12 protein-coding genes are annotated in these 17,161 nt (G+C 73.2%); 1 reads left to right on the top strand and 11 read right to left on the bottom strand.

What is annotated here, in order from left to right:
* Positions 1-184 precede the first annotated feature (184 nt).
* The 11 genes from AC3RJ9_RS03240 to dapA all read right to left on the bottom strand — a co-directional run bounded on the left by AC3RJ9_RS03240 (position 185) and on the right by dapA (position 15,828).
* On the bottom strand, positions 185-1,987 hold the full coding sequence (locus tag AC3RJ9_RS03240; protein WP_148408544.1) for a DUF6270 domain-containing protein: 1,803 nt from the start codon (positions 1,985-1,987) through the stop codon (positions 185-187).
* Positions 1,984-5,268, bottom strand: a complete 3,285-nt coding sequence (locus tag AC3RJ9_RS03235; RefSeq protein WP_489727707.1) for a glycosyltransferase family protein — start codon at positions 5,266-5,268, stop codon at positions 1,984-1,986. The genes AC3RJ9_RS03240 and AC3RJ9_RS03235 overlap by 4 nt, the downstream gene beginning before the upstream one ends.
* The gene (locus AC3RJ9_RS03230; RefSeq protein ID WP_489727706.1) at positions 5,265-6,431 is read right to left on the bottom strand and encodes an FkbM family methyltransferase; all 1,167 of its coding nucleotides are present in this window, start codon (positions 6,429-6,431) and stop codon (positions 5,265-5,267) included. Before AC3RJ9_RS03230 ends, AC3RJ9_RS03235 begins: the two co-directional genes overlap by 4 nt.
* Before the next feature lie 218 nt (positions 6,432-6,649).
* Positions 6,650-6,868 carry a DUF3046 domain-containing protein gene (locus tag AC3RJ9_RS03225; protein ID WP_069941344.1) on the bottom strand — a complete coding sequence of 73 codons (219 nt, stop codon included), beginning with the start codon at positions 6,866-6,868 and terminating at the stop codon, positions 6,650-6,652.
* Between the two features lie 98 nt (positions 6,869-6,966).
* Positions 6,967-7,368 (bottom strand): helix-turn-helix domain-containing protein, encoded by a 402-nt coding sequence (locus AC3RJ9_RS03220; protein WP_036315027.1) that lies wholly within the window; start codon positions 7,366-7,368, stop codon positions 6,967-6,969.
* A gap of 107 nt (positions 7,369-7,475) precedes the next feature.
* Positions 7,476-8,759: a hypothetical protein gene (locus AC3RJ9_RS03215; protein ID WP_489727705.1), complete on the bottom strand. Its 1,284-nt coding sequence runs from the start codon at positions 8,757-8,759 to the stop codon at positions 7,476-7,478.
* 80 nt (positions 8,760-8,839) lie between these two features.
* Positions 8,840-9,361, bottom strand: coding sequence for a CinA family protein (locus AC3RJ9_RS03210; RefSeq protein WP_489727704.1), 522 nt, complete (start codon positions 9,359-9,361; stop codon positions 8,840-8,842).
* A 10-nt stretch (positions 9,362-9,371) separates the two neighbouring features.
* Positions 9,372-9,986, bottom strand: coding sequence for a CDP-alcohol phosphatidyltransferase family protein (locus AC3RJ9_RS03205; RefSeq protein ID WP_036337638.1), 615 nt, complete (start codon positions 9,984-9,986; stop codon positions 9,372-9,374).
* Positions 9,983-13,156 carry an FtsK/SpoIIIE family DNA translocase gene (locus AC3RJ9_RS03200; protein ID WP_123244238.1) on the bottom strand — a complete coding sequence of 1,058 codons (3,174 nt, stop codon included), beginning with the start codon at positions 13,154-13,156 and terminating at the stop codon, positions 9,983-9,985. Before AC3RJ9_RS03200 ends, AC3RJ9_RS03205 begins: the two co-directional genes overlap by 4 nt.
* A 54-nt stretch (positions 13,157-13,210) precedes the next feature.
* On the bottom strand, positions 13,211-14,896 hold the full coding sequence (locus AC3RJ9_RS03195) for a ribonuclease J (RefSeq protein ID WP_036315017.1): 1,686 nt from the start codon (positions 14,894-14,896) through the stop codon (positions 13,211-13,213).
* A 14-nt stretch (positions 14,897-14,910) separates the two neighbouring features.
* Positions 14,911-15,828, bottom strand: coding sequence for a 4-hydroxy-tetrahydrodipicolinate synthase (gene dapA / locus AC3RJ9_RS03190; protein WP_036315014.1), 918 nt, complete (start codon positions 15,826-15,828; stop codon positions 14,911-14,913).
* A 41-nt stretch (positions 15,829-15,869) separates the two neighbouring features.
* Here dapA and AC3RJ9_RS03185 point away from each other — a divergent pair, with 41 nt between their 5' ends.
* The gene (locus AC3RJ9_RS03185; RefSeq protein ID WP_036315011.1) at positions 15,870-17,147 is read left to right on the top strand and encodes a heparan-alpha-glucosaminide N-acetyltransferase domain-containing protein; all 1,278 of its coding nucleotides are present in this window, start codon (positions 15,870-15,872) and stop codon (positions 17,145-17,147) included.
* Positions 17,148-17,161 lie beyond the last annotated feature (14 nt).

Genomic DNA, 17,161 nt, shown 5'->3' with positions numbered 1-17,161 from the left:
GGACGCTGGAGCGCCCGCCTCGGTCATGTCCGTGAATCTACGGGGGGCGGCGGACACGATAAGCGTGGCCCGCCCCGCCTGTGCACGAGATCACCCCGTCGCACTGCTGTGCAGGACTCTACCGCATGGATCGAACATGTGTTCGATCTCCGGCGAGTCGCGCGCGCCCGGCAGCCTCCGGGCCTCAGGATGTCGGTGGCTCGAGCCGACGCGCACGCCGGTCGAATCGGACCGAGCCCACGGCCCGGCCTCGCCCGTCCCGCAGGTCCAGGCGCCAGGACCCGTCATCGCCGAGCGGCTGCACGATCAGGGGCGGCACGGCGTCCTCCACCGTCGCCTCCGTCAGCCCGTCTGCCTCGATCGAGAAGTCCGCTCCGGCTGCCCGGCCGTCCGACAGCTCGGCGAGGTCCCAGTCGACGCGCACCCGACCGTCGTCGGCCCCCCGCACGGCGAGACCGGCGCTCGCGCCCTCGGCCGGCCCCGGCTCGTCTACGACCGGCGCCTCCGCAGGCTCCGGGCCCGTCATCTCCTCAGGGGAGGACCGCGCCTCCGGCACCGCTCCGGGGGCGTGCGCGACGGCTGCCGGCGGACCGGACGCCAGGCGCCGCTGGAGGGCGGAGAGCACCGCCCTCGGGCGGCCGCCCCGGCGCAGTGCGTCGAGGACGAGCAGGAGCACCGCCGGAGGAATGTCATCCTCGCCGCCGGGCCACCGCAGCACGAGGGCCGCGTGGCCGTCCCCCACCCCGTATAGCAGGGGGCCGGGCCCCGCCCCGGGGGTCCGCTGGACGACCGGCATCAGAGTCGACTGGAGCCGAGGGTCCTCCGAACCCTGGAGGACCAGCGCACGCCGTCCCGCGACGAGGGAGTCGACCCGCTCTGTGCTCGCGCCGTCGCCCTCCTCGTCCTGCGGCTCAGGACCGGCATCCGGGTTCCACGCGAGCACGGACGCCGCGTCTCCGAGCCGGCCGGCCAGCCGCAGCGCCTCGTATCCGGCGCCTCCGCCGCCCACGAGGAGCAGATCGCGGCCGGTCGCCTCGGACAGCTCGGCGAGCTCGGCCGCCGCCTCCGACACGGCCGTCTGGCCGCCGCGCACCGTCAGCGAGAACCACGGCACGGCCCTCTGCGTGAGCCACCCCTGCGCGGCCACGACCGCACGGGGCGCCGCCCCGTCCTCGTGGTGCAGACCGTCGAGGAGGACGACGAGGGATCGATCCTCCTCTGCCCGGGAGAGGTCACCGTGGAGGAAGAGGCCGCCCGGGCGCCCGGCGACGCCCCCCGAGGTGGACTCCACCGCCGTGAGCACGCGACGTGTCAGCTCTGCGGCCGAGTCCGGACTCAGGGCCAGCGGATCAGCGTTCCCCTCGCCCGATGCGGCGGCGTGCGCCGCCGCTGGCGGAAGGGCCACGACCCGTCGCCAGGGCAGGTCTTCCTGCATGCGCCCGTACACCCGTGCGAGAAACTGGTTGGCCCGGTGTCGCTCGGCGGCGCCCGCCAGAACGTCCCCCGCTTCGTCCTGGGTCGGCAGCAGCACTCGATGGAGGACGAGCCGGTCGCGCAGACCGACCGATTCGAACACCAACAGTGCGCGTTCCCACCCGGCTTCCCAGAGGGCGAAATGACGGTCCGATCCGAACGGAACCCTCTCCCCTGCGACCTTGCCGAGCCTTCCCAGCTCGGGAGACGCTGTCACCACCGCGCCGGAGGGGAGGACGACGAGCGGCCATCTCTCCTCCAGCGCGTCCAGCACGACGACGTCCGGTTGCGAGACCACGACGTCCGCGAGGAGGGTGCGGTCCAGGTCGCGGGTCAGCATCGTGCGTGCAGGGGTCGGCACCGATGCGAGGTCGACCTCCGCCACGGGAGGAGTGCCGCATCCGGCCAGGGACACGCGGGACAGGAATCCGGCCGTCGACGTCACGAAGTCCGGGTGCCTCGACAACGCGTTGAAGGTCAGCCGACTGCCGAGGACGGTGGTGCGCAGAGTCATGAGGCGGTCCTCCCGAATGAGGCCGCCATCTCCTCGGCGACCACGTGGTCCGCCCCGGACTGCGCCCGCACCCGCTCCGCGGCGGCGCGGGACATCCCCAGGTAGCGCTCCGGGTCCCGGTGCAGCGCCCGCAACGCGTCGGCCAGGCCGTGGTGGTCCTCCGGCGGGGCGAGGAACGCGCACTCCTCGTCCACGAACTCCGGGACTGCGGCGACGGCCGAGGTCACCGGGACCAAGCCCGAGGACATGGCCTCGTCGCGGCTCACCCCCTGGGTGTCGCTGCGGGTCGGGACCAGGAGCACGCCGTGGACGGCGTGCTCCCGGGCGATCTGCTCGTGCGTGAGGAAGCCGCGGCGGATCGAGACGTTGGGCAGGCCCCGCAGGGGTGCGAGGGTCTCCGCGAACAGCGGACCGTCCCCCAGGAACGTGAACTCCATCTCGTCGAACCACGGCTCGTCCTTGAGTTCCAGGACGGCGGCGACGGAGAGGTCGTTCGCATAGACGCGGGAGTGGTACGGCCGGATGGACAGGACTCGAAGGCGGTGCTGGGCGGTCTTCTCCCGGTAGGGGAAGACGTCCGCGTCGATGGGGTTGTGGATGATGCTCCAGCGGTGGTCGGGCAGCCGCACGCCGACGTCCTCGAACACCGTCTCCGCGAACCACTGGGAGACGAAGACGAAGTGCATGTCCTCGGGAGAGGACTCGAAGATCTCCCGCCACATCGTCAGACGGGTCTCCGACAGGTCCTTGGCGGCCTCCAGCTCCTCCTCGGAGGTGTAGTTGAACCGCCGGCGCCACCAGGGCTGGATCTCGAACCCGTGGATCCACACGGTGGTGGGGGGCAGCGACGGAGCCGTCTTCAGCACGTCCCAGGTCTCCGGCAGGAGGCAGTGCACGGTGAGCGAGCGCGCCTCCCCCGTGGCGAGCGTGGCGGACAGGTCAGCCGGCCGCAGCACGGCCACGTCCACGTCCTCGAACTCCCGGAACTCCGGCTGATGAGCGGTCCCCAGGGTGACGGTCTCGAGCCGGCGCCCCGCCTCGAGGTAGCGACGCAGGCGGCTGTGCACGAACCCGTTGCGGTACAGGTTCCCGTAGGACGGGTAGATGTTCGTCACCAGCACGTCCGGGCTGCGCACCAACAGCGGGACGGGCGGCGCCACGAAGGGGCCGTTCACCACACGGTGGATCACCGCACTGCCGGACCCGCTCACCCGCAGTCCCCAGCGCATCGCCACGGCGTCGTCGGGAATGGTCACCTCCACGGACTGGCGCGCCGGGATCATCGCGTGGCCGATGCGTCCTCCCGCGGAGTCGAGCCAGTACGCGACCAGCATGACGTCGAGCCCGACCCCGACGTCCAGGTAGAGGGGCTCCGTGCGGCCGAGGAGCTCCGCGTCCAGCGGCCTGACGTGCGGGTTGATCCAGTACTGGTGACGGCCCGCCTCCATCCGCGAGGTCAGCCGCGCCTCGCCGTCCTCCCACGTCATGGTCATGGCGTCGAAGGTCGTCATGCCCTCGAACAGCATGTCGAGGTCGAGGACGGGCAGGTCGTCGGAGGACTCCTCGAACACCAGCGCGTCGGCGTGGCGACGGATCTCGTCCAGTCCGAGCCCCTGGTCGAGGGGCAGCGCCGACACCGGCTCCAGGAGGGCGGCCGGGGCATGCGCCCCGCCCGCGCAGTACTCGAGCGCGGAGACGGCCAGGCCGGCAGGCGCCGTCGCCTCGGTGAGGACGCCGGACACCGCGGCCTCCGCCGCCGGGTCGAGGCGCACCAGCGACCGGTGCAGGGGCAGTCCGTCGCACGGGGTCCACGCGGTGCGCGGCTCGCGGCGCACCGGGGCGCCGCCGCCCTCCGGCACCGCGTAGTGCTCCCGGTGCCCGACGGCGTCCACGTCGGCCCACCGCAGGGTCAGCACGAGGTCCTCGAGGTAGTGCGGCCCGTACCAGTCCTGGGGCTCCAGGGTGCCGAGGGCGGTGCATCCGCGCGACCGCGCCAGCGCCGCAAGGCCGTCGGCGGACTGGACGGCGACCACGCGGTCGTCGTCAGCCGCGGCCTCGACGGCCGCCGCGTCCGCATCGTCCTCCACCAGGACGGCGAGCACCCAGTCGGTCCAGGACTGCCGCGTCCAGGACGCCAGGAGGCCGCGGACGGCCTCCTCATCGCGGCCCGGTGCATGCGGCACGATCAGCAGCGGGCGCTCGACCTCGGCCGGAGGCAGGGTGACCCCGGCGTGCTGGGCCACGAAGGAGAGCCGCTCGGCGTAGGTGTGCTCCCGCAGGACCTTGCGCAGCGCCATGGCGCGCATCCGCTCGTTGCCGTTGGAGTGGGCCTCGATCTGCTCGAGCCGACGTCGCATCTGCGTCCCCGAGTCCGTCGCCACCACGAGGTCGCCGAACATGAGCCGCAGCCCGCGGGAGAAGTTGCTGACCACCAGCGTGTTGGAGGCCAGGAGCTCGAACACCCGGCGGGCGAACATGGACTGGGACTGCTTCACGGAGTTCAGGTTGAGGTTGACCGTGTAGCCCTTGTAGGGGATGTCCAGCAGGTCCGGGGTCAGCGCGCCGCCCACGATGAACCGCTTGTACTCCTCCGGGAAGGCGTAGTCGGCGTTCCCCCGGCCCAGGTTGCGGTCGTAGATGTCGAACCGCCGGCCATCCGCGGAGAGCTGCGAGCTGAGCTCCCGCAGATCCGCCAGCCGCTCGGGGTAGCGGGCGTAGTAGGCGCCGGCGAAGGCGCACCCCTGCACCCGCTCGAAGGCCTCCACGGGATTGGAGTGGACCGGCTGGGCCGCGAACGGCAGGAAGTGCACGTTGCTGTGCCCGAGCTCGCGCTTGTAGCGCGGGACGCAGTCCAGGTCCGTGGTGAACACCGCGTCGAAGTGGCCCGCCGTGGTGAGGAACGTGTTGAAGTGCACCGGATCCTCCTTGTTCCAGAAGGCGGTGGGCACACCCCTCTCACGGCACCACCGGAGGATGCCCTCCAGCTCGGGGCCGAACCGATGGACGGTGTTCCACCAGGTCTGGCGGTGCCCGCGCCACGCGGACTCCACGAGCAGCAGGTCCGGCTGCGCCGCCGTCAGCTCGGCGCGCCAGTACTCCATGGTCAGCGGCACCAGGTCCGCCTCGCCCTCGAAGGAGGTGAAGGAGAACTCGTCCAGGATGCAGGCCACGACGAGCTTCCCAGCCCGGCCGGTGCGTCTGCGGACCGGCACCGGATCCGTCTCACGGCGCCGCGACGCGACGTCCTCGGGAACCACAGGTGCGGGGATCCGGGGGCTCATGCCTGCCCACCCTTCTTGTCGGCGCGGATGATCGAGATGAGTCGGGGCACGGCGCGGCGCACGCCGGTCAGGCTCTGGGCCTCCCGCAGCGCCTTGCCCGCCTGGAAGGTGCGCGAGGACCGCACGTGACGCAGCGTGGCCCGCGTCTGCTGGACCGCCTGCAGGGCCGACTCCTTCTCCACCGCGAGGCGTTCCAGGGCGTCCTCCATCTCCTGCAGGCGTTCCTGCGCCGCCTCCCGCTCGGACTGGGCGTCCCGCTGGTTCCAGATGCGGTCCTCGGCCTCCGCCACGAACCCCCGGAGCACGCGGAAGTCCTCCCGATTCCGGGCGACGAGCGCCTCCAGCTCCTCGACTCGACGGCGCGCCGCGTCCCGGTCCGCCTCCGCCTCCGCCAGGTCGGCTCGCATCTCCGCGCCCTCGCCGGGCTCACCGTCACCGGCCCGCAGCCGCTCCCGGAGGGCCAGCGCGGTCGAGCGCTCGGCGTACATGCGGCGCATGACCGCGTCCATCCCCGCCTCCTGCCGCTCGTCCGCGGATCGCGGGACGAAGAGGACGGTCGGCGAGGAGTTCTCCACGTCGGCCACGCGGTAGCCCAGGGGGCGGAGCCGCTCGACCGCCGCCTCGTAGGCGGGCTCGTCGAGGCACTCGATCCACAGCAGGGGCTGGCTGCGCCGGAGCGTGCGGCGGGCGCCGTCGAGCACGTGCGCCTCGAATCCCTCGACGTCCACCTTGAGCATCGCGACGAGGCGCGAGCCGACGATCTCGTCCACGGTGCGCACCGGCACCCGGTCGCCCTCGGCCTCCGGTGACCGGTCGATCGACCGCGTCCCGAGGTTGGCCGGGTCCCCCTCGCGCAGGACGGCCTCGCCCTCGCCGGCGCCTGCCGCGCAGGCGTGCACCTCCACGGCGTCCTCGACGCCGTTGAGCGCGGCGGAGCGGCGGACGGCGTCTGCGAGCCGTGCATCTGGCTCCACGGCGATCACCCGAGCCCCCACCGCGCAGGCGAGGAACAGGGTGTGGTTGCCCACGTTGGCCCCCACGTCGACGACCACGTCACCCGGCGAGAGCGCCTCGGCCATCTTCTCCAGCATCGCGGACTCGTACACCGTCCCCTCCAGCACCATGCCCTGGATGTAGTCCTCACCCGCATCGGGAACGATCACACTGTACTCTGAGCCGCGCGCCAGCAGGCGTGCGACCGGTTCATCCGAACCGGGCGTGGGCATAGGGCCTCCTCGAGGGGTGGGACGAGACATGGGTCCTCGCGCTGTCGAGAGGACGCGCGACGTGGGTCCTTCACGCGCGGCGCGCGCCGAAATCCACTGTAGCCGCCGCCACCGCCGGGCAGGCGCCGCGGCCTCCCCGGCGCGCCCCGGCGCCCTCACCGCTTCGGCGGCACGTCCCGGCCGAGACGCCGCTCCTGCGGGATCTCATGCAGGTCGCAGACCGCCAGCCACACCCGCCGCGGGTCCACGCCGGCGGCGATCGCCGCCGTCGCGGTGGTGTCCAGGCCGGGCAGGTGCAGGGAGTCTGCCACGAGGCCGGCCCGGGCGGGGCCGAACTCCTCGTCCATCAGCCGGCGGAACTCGCTCTCGCGCACGGCAGGTCCTCTCTGTGGTCGGTCGCGGGGTCAGGGACGGAGACGCAGACGGCGCGGGCGCCCCGAGACGGGGCGCCCGCGCCGTGGGGGTGGCGGGGTCAGCGGCCGGCCAGCGAGCCCAGGCTCGGGTCCGTGAGATCGTCCGGCAGGGTGTCCGGGACGACCATGCCCTCCTGCTCCACGAGCCGGTCCGAGACCTCCCGCAGCAGGTAGGACAGCGGGATGTCCAGCGCCTGGCAGATCGAGGCCAGCAGCTCGGAGGAGGCCTCCTTCTGGCCGCGCTCCACCTCCGACAGGTAGCCGAGCGAGACACGGGCGTCGTGCGAGACCTCGCGCAAGGTGCGGCCCTGGAGCTGCCGGACGTCGCGCAGGACGTCGCCGATCTCGTGGCGGAGGAGGGGCATGCTGCGCTCCTTGATGTCGGGGGCGGCCGCGCGGGGGCGGGGCTGGTCATCGACCCAGCGCGTGATTCCGTGGGAATGGACGGGATGTCGCATCATGTCTATCGCCTGCTCCTGGACTTTTCCTGAAGGGCGCCGGGCCGCGGGCCTGATCCCGCGAGGCACTCTTCTTGACTCGTTACATTCAACGTCGGGCGGGGTCGCGTTCATTCCCGAGACATGGTCTCCCCCGCCGTCGGGCCCTCGGCGGCCCCGTCGCCCTCGTGCCGCTCCGAGCGCCGATGCCGTTCCCGCAGGGAGTAGGTGGCGTTCCGGATGCGGTCGGAGTCGTCCAGGCTCGAGCCGACGGCTCCGGCCATCGTGCCCATCGACGCCGCCAGCCACACGAGCCGGACGTAGTCGCCCACGCCGCTGGGCTGCTCGAGCTCCTCCCCCAGATACTCCACGGGGATGATCATGAGCGCGACCAGCAGCAGCGTCACGAAGAGCAGCACGTAGACGACGGTGCAGGCCAGGCCCACGGTGGGCACGGTGGAGAGGTTGTCCAGCCGCGAGCTGTGCCGGTGGGCCGCACCGTGCGTCCACAGACCGTTCGTGGTGACCATCCACGCCACCAGCAACACCACGGACAGCACGCTGACCGCCGCGAGCCGCCCCGGAGACATCACGCTGGAGAGCACCCAGATGGAGCCGAAGAACACGCCGTAGGCACCGGCCGCGCTGGCCGAGGCGACCGTGAACGTCATGTCCCGCGGCATGAGCAGCGGCCGGTTGGCCATCACCATCCCGGCCAGCAGGCGCAGCGTGCCCGTCCAGCCCTTCACGTACACCGTGGACGTGCGCCGGGACCCGCCGCCCATCCCGGTGGTCGTGGTCACGTCCGCGTCGACGTCGACCAGCGGGGCGATGCCCCGCAGCGCGTCAGTGTCGGGCTCGGGGGGCTCGTCCGCCGGGGACCGGCCGCCGTCCTCCTCCACCTCGCCGGACTCGTCGGAGGACTGCACGTCCAGCTCCCCGTCCGGCGGGTCCACGTGCGGGGCGGTGTCGATGTGCTCGACGATCCGCAGCACCGTCTCCCGCAGCCGGCGGGCCGGGGTGATGACCCCCAGCGCCGGGACGCACACGACGCCGACCCGCAGCTGCGGCACGACGTCCGCCACCACGCCGCGCCGGTCGTCGAACCGGGGCAGGTCGACGACGGCGACCACCGTGTCCCATCCCTGCCCGTCCGCGAGGGAGCGGACCGGCTCCTCCAGGACCATGCCCCCGGTCGCACCGACCGGCAGCGACTCCTGGCGGGTCTTGACCCGCCAGCCGCCGGGCTGCGGCAGGCGGTCGTCGAGCCGGTCCTCGACGTCCCCGGCGGTGCGGCGCACGAGGGCCCACGGGGTGCCCGGGTCGGCCACGAGGCCGATGACGCGGGGGCCCGGGGCGTCGTCGCCGTCCTGCGGCGCACGCTCGGGCGGGGTGGGAGGCGATGCGGTCTCCATCGCGCCGAACCTACGCGGCGGGGCGGGCCGGCACCAGGGACGGGGCGCCGAGACGGGTCGGTCGGCGCCCCCATGCAGCCTCAGTGGCCGCGGCCGGCGAGCAGGCGCGTCAGGGCCTGCAGCGCCGCGGCGACGGTGGCCTCCCGGATCGCGGCCCGGTCGCCGTCGAGCCGGAGGAGGATCGCGGTGGCCGCGCCGTCGCGCTCGCCGCCGAGCACGTCCAGCGCGCTCGCGTCCGCGTCGGGCACGGCCAGGCCGAGCCACACGGTGCCCACCGGCTGGCCCTGGTGCGGCTCGGGCCCGGCGACGCCCGTGGTGGCCACGCCGACGTCGGCGCCCAGGGCCGCCCGGGCGCCGAGGGCCATCCGCCGGGCCACGTCCGCGTCCACCGCCCCGACCCGCGCGAGCAGGTCCTCCGGCACACCCAGCAGGCCGGTCTTCACGGCGTTCTGGTAGGCCACCACGCCACCGTGCAGCACGGCCGACGCCCCGGGGACGTCGGCCAGGCGCGCGGCCAGCAGGCCGGCGGTGAGGGACTCCCCCGTCGCCACCGTGCGGCCCGCGTGCGCGAGCGCGTGCACCACGTCCTGGGCGCCTGCCATGGTCATCGCCTCAGGCCCCCCGCTGGGCGGCGAGGGCGTCCCGCCGCAGGACCCACGCGTCCTTGACGTACTCCAGGCCGGTCAGCACCGTCAGCACGGTGGCGGCCCCGATGACCACCCAGCCGGCCCACGGCCACCAGCCGCCCACGACCGGGGCCAAGGGCAGGAGCAGCAGGCCGATGCCCACGGTCTGCAGCACGGTCTTGAGCTTGCCGCCGCGGCCGGCCGGCATCACGCCGTAGCGGATCACCACGAAGCGCATCAGGGTGATGCCCCATTCGCGCACCAGGATCACGATGGTCACCCACCACCACAGCTCCCCCAGCAGGGAGAACAGCACGAGGGCCGTGCCCGTGAGCAGCTTGTCCGCGATGGGGTCCGCGATCTTGCCGAAGTCGGTGATCAACCCGCGGGCGCGGGCGATGTCCCCGTCGAGCTTGTCGGTGTACATGGCCGCCGCGAACAGCGCCAGCGCGACCCAGCGGGCGACGAGCGAGTCGCCGCCCCACGGCCCGCCGGCCCACAGCGCCCAGGCGAAGAAGGGCACCATCAGGATGCGCACCGAGGTCAGGATGTTCGGCAGGTTCCAGGCGGACACGTGCTGCGCCCCGCCAGCCGCGCTCATCTGCCCGTCAGCTGCCACGCGTCCTCCGATCCCTCATCATCGTCCTCGTCGTTCCAGTCCACGGCGGCCGGGCGCGAGTCCAGGTCCTCCTGCACCAGGTCGCGCGGAGCGGCCGACGCCGAGGCGTCGCCGTCGCCGGTTCCGGCCGAGGCGTCGCCGTCGCCGGAGGTGGCCGAGGGCGGGGTGTCTCCGGAGATGGTGGCGAGCACGTCCGCGAGGTCGTCGGGCTTGACCAGCACGTCGCGGGCCTTGGAGCCCTCGGAGGGGCCCACGACGCCGCGGGACTCCATGAGGTCCATGAGGCGGCCGGCCTTCGCGAAGCCCACCCGCAGCTTACGCTGCAGCATGGACGTGGAGCCGAACTGCGTGGTGACCACGAGTTCGACGGCCTGCAGGAGCAGGTCCAGGTCGTCGCCGATGTCCTCGTCGATGACCTTCTCGGTCTTCTCGGGGATCACGTCCGCGCGGTACTGGACCTGCATCTGCGACTTCACGTGCTCCACGACGGCGTGGATCTCGGACTCGTTGACCCACGCCCCCTGCACGCGCATGGGCTTGGACTTGCCCATCGGCAGGAACAGGGCGTCGCCCTGGCCGAGCAGCTTCTCCGCGCCGGGCTGGTCCAGGACCACGCGGGAGTCCGTGACCGACGACGTCGCGAACGCCATGCGGGAGGGCACGTTGGCCTTGATCAGGCCCGTGACCACGTCCACGGACGGCCGCTGCGTGGCGAGAACAAGGTGGATGCCGGCCGCACGGGCCAGCTGGGTGATGCGCACGATCGCGTCCTCGACGTCGCGCGGGGCGACCATCATCAGGTCCGCGAGCTCATCCACGATGACCAACAGGTACGGGTATGGGCGCAGCACGCGCTTGGAGTCCGGCGGCAGCTTCACCTGGCCGGCCCGGACGGCCTTGTTGAAGTCGTCCACGTGCTTGTAGCCGAACGCCGCGAGGTCGTCGTAGCGGGTGTCCATCTCCTTGACGACCCACTGCAGCGCCTCGGCCGCCTTCTTCGGGCTCGTGATGATCGGGGTGACCAGGTGGGGCACTCCCTCGTACGCGGTGAGCTCGACGCGCTTGGGGTCCACCATCACCATGCGCACCTCGTCCGGGGTGGAGCGCATGAGGATCGAGGTGATCATCGAGTTCACGAACGAGGACTTGCCGGCGCCGGTGGCGCCCGCCACGAGCATGTGGGGCATCTTCGCCAGGTTGGCCACCACGTAGCCGCCCTCCACGTCCTTGCCGACGCCCATCACCATCGGGTGGTCGGTGCGCTGGGCGGCCTGCGAGCGCAGGACGTCGCCGAGGGCCACGACCTCCTTGTCCGTGTTGGGGATCTCGATGCCGATCGCGCGCTTGCCCGGGATGGGGCTGAGGATCCGGACGTCCGAGGAGGCCACCGCGTACGCGATGTTCTTCTCCAGCGCCGTCACCTTCTCCACCTTGGTGCCGGGGGCGACCTCGACCTCGTAGCGCGTCACCGTCGGCCCGCGGGAGAACCCGGTGACCTGGGCGTCCACCTTGAACTCGGTGAACGTGGTGGTCAGGGCGGCGACGACCCGGTCGTTGGCCTCGGAGCGCTCCTTCGGCTGGGGGCCGGCAGGGAGCAGGGCCGACTGCGGCAGCGTGTAGGATACGTCCCCGCCCAGCGGGGACTGGGTGCCGCGGGCCGGCTCGGCGGTCACCGGCGGCACCGGCGCGGGGGTGCTGGCGGGCACGGCGGAGGACGACGCGGCGGTCCCGGAGCCCTGACCTGGGGCGTCGTCCAGGGCGAACGGGGTGTCCTCCCCCGCGTCCTCCTCCAGGGATGCGGCGGCCGGGGCGGCGGCCTCACGCTGGGCGCGGGCGTGTTCGCGCACCTGCTCGAGGGCACGGTCCGCGGCCGTGGGCCGGCGCACTCCGGCGGGTGGCTGCGGCTCGGCGTCCGCGTCCTCGGGCGCGTCGTCCTCGTCCACCCACGGGTCGAAGTCGTCCGAGGCGTCCTGGTCCGCGTCCCGCGGGTCACGCGCGTCTGCGGCGGCCTGCTCGGCGTCGAACACGCCCTGCTCTCCGCGAGCGGCCCGCCGCGGGGCGGGTCGGGGCAGGACCTGGGTGGTCTCGGCCTCGGGGGCGGCGTGGGAGCCGGCCTCGGCCTCGTGGATCACCGGGGAGTCGTAGGCGGTGCCGGCGGTGTGCTCCGGGGCGGCGTCGGCGGCCTGATCCTCGCGTGCCCGGCGCCCGCCGAACAGGCGCGCGAGCAGGCCGGGGCGGGAGGCCCCGGCGGCGTGGGCGCCGGCGGCCGGTCCGTCCAGGTAGGACTGGTCGTGGTCCGGGTGGGTGCGCCCGGTCTCCGCGTCCACGGAGAGCGGGGTGGCGAGGTCCTCGGCCTCGCGGCGCACCTCACGGGCCCGGCGCCGCTCGTCGCGGCGGGCGGCCCGCCGCTCGGAGGCGCCCTCGGGGTCCTGGCCCGTGAGCCAGTCGTAGCCGCCCGCGAGCCGCTGCGGGATCGAGCCGACGGGCGTCGCGGTGAGCACGAGCACCGAGAAGAAGGCCAACAGGATCATGAGGACCCAGACGGGCACGGGTGTCAGCAGGGAGGCCAGCGGCGCCGTCGCCAGGTAGCCGACCATGCCCCCGGCGCCGAGCATGTCCTCGAAGGCCTCGGCGGCCGAGGGCACACCGCCCACGAGGTGGGCGATGCCGGAGCCGGCGACGGTCGCCATGAGCAGGCCGATGATGATGCGCCCGTTGGCGCGATGGTCCGTGGCGTGGCGGAAGCAGCGCACGGCCACGACGAGCAGGGCGATCGGCACCAGGAGGGCGAACCACCCGACGGTGCCGCCCACCACCCCGTGCACCACGCGGCCGATGGCGGTGCCGCGCAGGCCCCACCACTCCACGGCCGCGATCAGCGCGGCGAGCAGCAGCAGGAGCAGGCCGGTGCCGTCACGGCGTTCCTCGCGGTCGATGCGCACGTCCGGGCCGAGCTTGCGGAAGCCGGCACCGACCGGCGTGGCCAGCCCCATCCACAGGGTATGCAGGGCGCGCAGGGGCGCGGCGGGCAGGTCGGCCTCGGGGACGGTCGCGGTCGACCCCTTCCGTCCGGAGCCTCGGCGTCCGGCGGAGCCGGAGCGGGACGTGGCGGAGGAGGAGGACGAACGCGTGGGGGAAGTACGGGTCGCCATGCCCACCAAACTACCGCGAACCGCGGACACGGCAGGCATGGCGACCCGGAGGGGTCAGGCCTCCAGGACCACCGGGATGATCATCGGGCGGCGGCGCAGCTTGCGGTTGACCCACGTGCCGACGGTCCGGCGGACCACCTGCTGGAGCTGGTGGGCGGTGTGGTCCTTGCTGGACTGCACGGCCTCCTCGAGCGCCCGGACGATCTTCGGCTTGATTTCCTCGAACACCTTCTCGTCCTCGGCGACGCCGCGGGCGTGGACGTCCGGGCCGGACACGATCGCGCCGGTCTGCCGGTTGACCACGGTGATGATCGAGATGAAGCCCTCCTCGCCCAGGACACGGCGATCCTTGAGGTCCGAGTCGGAGATCTCGCCCACGGAGGAGCCGTCCACGTACACGTAGCCGCACTCCACCTCGCCGACGACCTTCACGAGGCCGTCGGTCATGTCCACCACGGTGCCGTTGCCGGCCAGGATGACGTTCTCGGCCGGCACGCCGGTCTTCTCCGCGATCCGGCCGTTGGCGATCAGGTGGCGGGTCTCGCCGTGCACCGGCATCACGAACTCGGGCTCGACGATGTTGTAGCAGTACAGCAGCTCGCCCTCGGAGGCGTGGCCGGAGACGTGCACCTTGGCCATGCCCTTGTGCACCACGGTCGCGCCGAGCTTCATGAGCCCGTTGATCACGCGGAACACGGAGTTCTCGTTGCCCGGGATCAGCGAGGAGGCCAGCACGACGAGGTCGCCCTCCGCCAGCTGCACCTGGTGGTCGCCGTTGGCCATCCGGGACAGGGCCGCCATCGGCTCGCCCTGGGAGCCGGTGACCATGAGCACGATCTCGTCGTCGCGGTACTTGTCCACCTTGCGGATGTCCACGAGGATCCCGTTCGGCACGTTGAGGTAGCCGAGCTTCGCCGCGATGGTCATGTTGCGGATCATGGAGCGCCCGCCGAAGGCCACCTTGCGACCGTGCTTGTGGGCGGCGTCGAGGACCTGCTGCACGCGGTGCACGTGGGAGGAGAACGAGGCCACCACGATGCGGCGCTTCGCCGTGGCGAAGTAGCGCTCGAGGGTGGGGCCGATCTCCGCCTCCGTGGTGGTGAACCCCGGCACCTCGGCGTTCGTGGAGTCGGTCATGAACAGGTCCACGCCCTCCTCGCCGAGACGGGCGAAGGCGCGCAGGTCCGTGATGCGGCCGTCGAGGGGCAGCTGGTCCATCTTGAAGTCGCCGGTGTGCAGGATGGTGCCGGCGTCCGTGTGGATGGCGACGGCGAGCGCGTCCGGGATCGAGTGGTTCACGGCCACGAACTCGCACTCGAACGGGCCGAACTCGACGATGTCGTCTTCCTTGACCACGCGGGTGCGCGGCTTGATCCGGTGCTCCTCGAGCTTGGCCTCGATCAGGGCGAGGGTCAGCTTGGAGCCGATCACGGGGATGTCGTCGCGCAGGCGCAGCAGGTACGGCACGGCGCCGATGTGGTCCTCGTGGCCGTGGGTCAGGACGATGCCGACGACGTCGTCCACGCGGTCCCGGATGTAGTCGAAGTCCGGCAGGATCAGGTCGACGCCGGGCTGGTGCTCCTCGGGGAAGAGGACGCCGCAGTCGACGATGAGGATCTTGCCGTCGATCTCGAAGGTGACCATGTTGCGGCCGACCTCCTCGAGGCCGCCCAGCTGGACGATGCGGCAGGTGCCCCGCTTGAGCTTGGGCGGGGTGGACAGGCGGGTGCCTGCGGTCATGGAACGGGTCCCTTCTAGAAGGTGATGCCGGCCTCCGCGAGGTCGGCTCGGATGACGGAGAGCTCGTCCGGCGTGGCCTGGACGAGGGGCAGCCGCACGGCTGCGGACGGGATGACGCCCTGGGCGGCGAGGACGGCCTTCGCGGCCACCGCGCCCTGGACATGGGTCATGATGCCGCGCTGGACGGGGTCCAGCGCGAAGTGGTGATCACGGGCACCGGCCAGGTCGCCGGCGTGGACGGCGTCCACGAGCTGGCGGTACAGCTCGGGGGCCGCGTGCGCGGCCACCGAGACGACCCCCACGGCGCCGAGCGCCATGAGCGGCAGGGTCGCGCCGTCGTCGCCGGAGTAGAGGTCGAGGTCCGTGTGCGCCAGGACGGTGGTGGTGGACTGCAGGTCCCCCTTCGCGTCCTTGAGCGCACGGATGTTGGGATGCTGCGCGAGCGCGATGACCGTCTCGGGCTCGATCGGCATCACGGAGCGGCCCGGGATGTCGTAGAGCATGATCGGCAGGTCCACCCCGTCGGCCACGGTCTCGAAGTGCGCGCGGATGCCGGCCTGGTTGGGCTTGTTGTAGTACGGGGTGACGAGCAGCAGCCCGTCCACGCCCGTCTCGGCCGCGCGGCGCGACAGCTCGAGGGTGTGCGCCGTGTCGTTGGTGCCGGTGCCGGCCACGACCCTGGCGCGGTCCCCCACGGCCTCGACGACGGTACGGAACATCGCCACGTTCTCGTCGTCCGTGAGCGTGGAGGTCTCGCCGGTGGTGCCGGTGACCACGAGGCCGTCGGCCCCGCGGTCCACCAGGTGCTCGGCCAGCGCGGCGGCCGCCTCGAGGTCCACGGCGCCCTCGTCCGTCATGGGGGTGACCATGGCGGGCACGACCGTGCCGAAGAGCAGCTCGGAGGGGATGACGGCGGAACGGACGGCACTCATGGGCCCCACCCTACCTGCGAGACTGGGGGCCCGCGCCGTCCGTGGCCCCTCCGCGACGCGCGGCGACCCGAGAGGAGCCCGCCCTGCGTCCCGCCCCGCCCCCCGCCGCCGTCCGCCCGGACCGGCCCGCGCGTCGCCGACTGCCCGGCGTCGACGCGGCCCGCGGGATCGCCCTGCTCGGCATGATCACCGTCCACGTCGTCGACCCGGTGACGGCGGACGGAGCACCCCACCCGGCGTTCCTGTGGTTCGCCGGCCGCGCCTCGGTGCTGTTCGTCCTGTTGGCCGGGGTCGGGCTGGCCCTGTCCACGGGGGGCGCGACGCCGGCCACGGGGATCCGGCGCGCGGCGCTGCGCCGCCGGATCGCCCGCCGCGCGGGTCTGCTGTTCGTGCTCGGGCTCGCGTGCGGGACGCTCGGGGTCCCCGTGGCCGTGATCCTGTGCCACTACGCCCTGCTCTTCCTGCTCGCGCTGCCCCTGCTGGGCCTGCGCGCCCGCACCCTGGGGGTGATCGCGGGGACGTGGCTCGTGCTCGGGCCTGTGCTGGTGTTCGCGGTGGTCGCGGCCGCACAGGCCGCCCTGGGCCGTCAGGAGTTCTTCGTGGGCGGGCGGCTCTGGCTCTCCCCCGGCCCCGCGGACCTGCTGCGTCCCGGGCTGCTGCTGGCCGATCTGACGGTCACGGGCTACTACCCCGTCCTGTCCTGGGGCGCGTTCCTCGTGCTGGGGCTGGCCCTGGGGCGGCTGCCGCTGGACCGGCCCCACGTGGCCGCCGGGATCCTCGGCGGCGGGGCCACGGCGTGGGCGGCGGCCGGCGTCGTCGGTGCGGCGGTGCTGCGGGCCCCGGGCACGCTCGGGCGGGTCGCCGCGGCGATCGGCACGGACCCGGTCGAGACGGCGCTCACGCTGCGCACGGGCGAGCCGCGGCTCGCGCTGCTGATCCCGGATCCGCTGTGGCTCGCCCTGCCGACCCCGCACTCCGGGTCCGTGGTGGCCGCCGTGCTTGCGGCGGGCTGGGCCTGCGCCGTGCTGGGCGCCTGCCTGCTGGCCCGGCCGCTGGTCGGGCACGCCGCGCTGCGCCCGCTCGTGGGTGCGGGGCGCATCCCGCTCACGCTCTACGTGGGGCACCTCGTGGTGCTCGCGCTCGTGGACGCGACCGGACTCGACCCGGCCGACGGGGCGCTGCTCGCCGCCCTCGTCGTGCTGAGCCTCGCGGCCGGGCTGGCCGCCGAGCTCAGCGGCCGACGGGGTCCGCTCGAGGCCGTGATGGCCCGGCTCTCCCGGGCGGGTGAGGAACGGGAACGGGCCGTCGGGGGGCGCTGAGCGACGCGTGGGTA

It is taken from the genome of Micrococcus sp. 63XJN7_6_ISO-PGPR-S23-444, assembly GCF_058072765.1.
The sequence above is the reverse complement of the archived record's forward strand: the minus strand, read 5'-3'. Positions and strand labels throughout refer to the sequence as shown.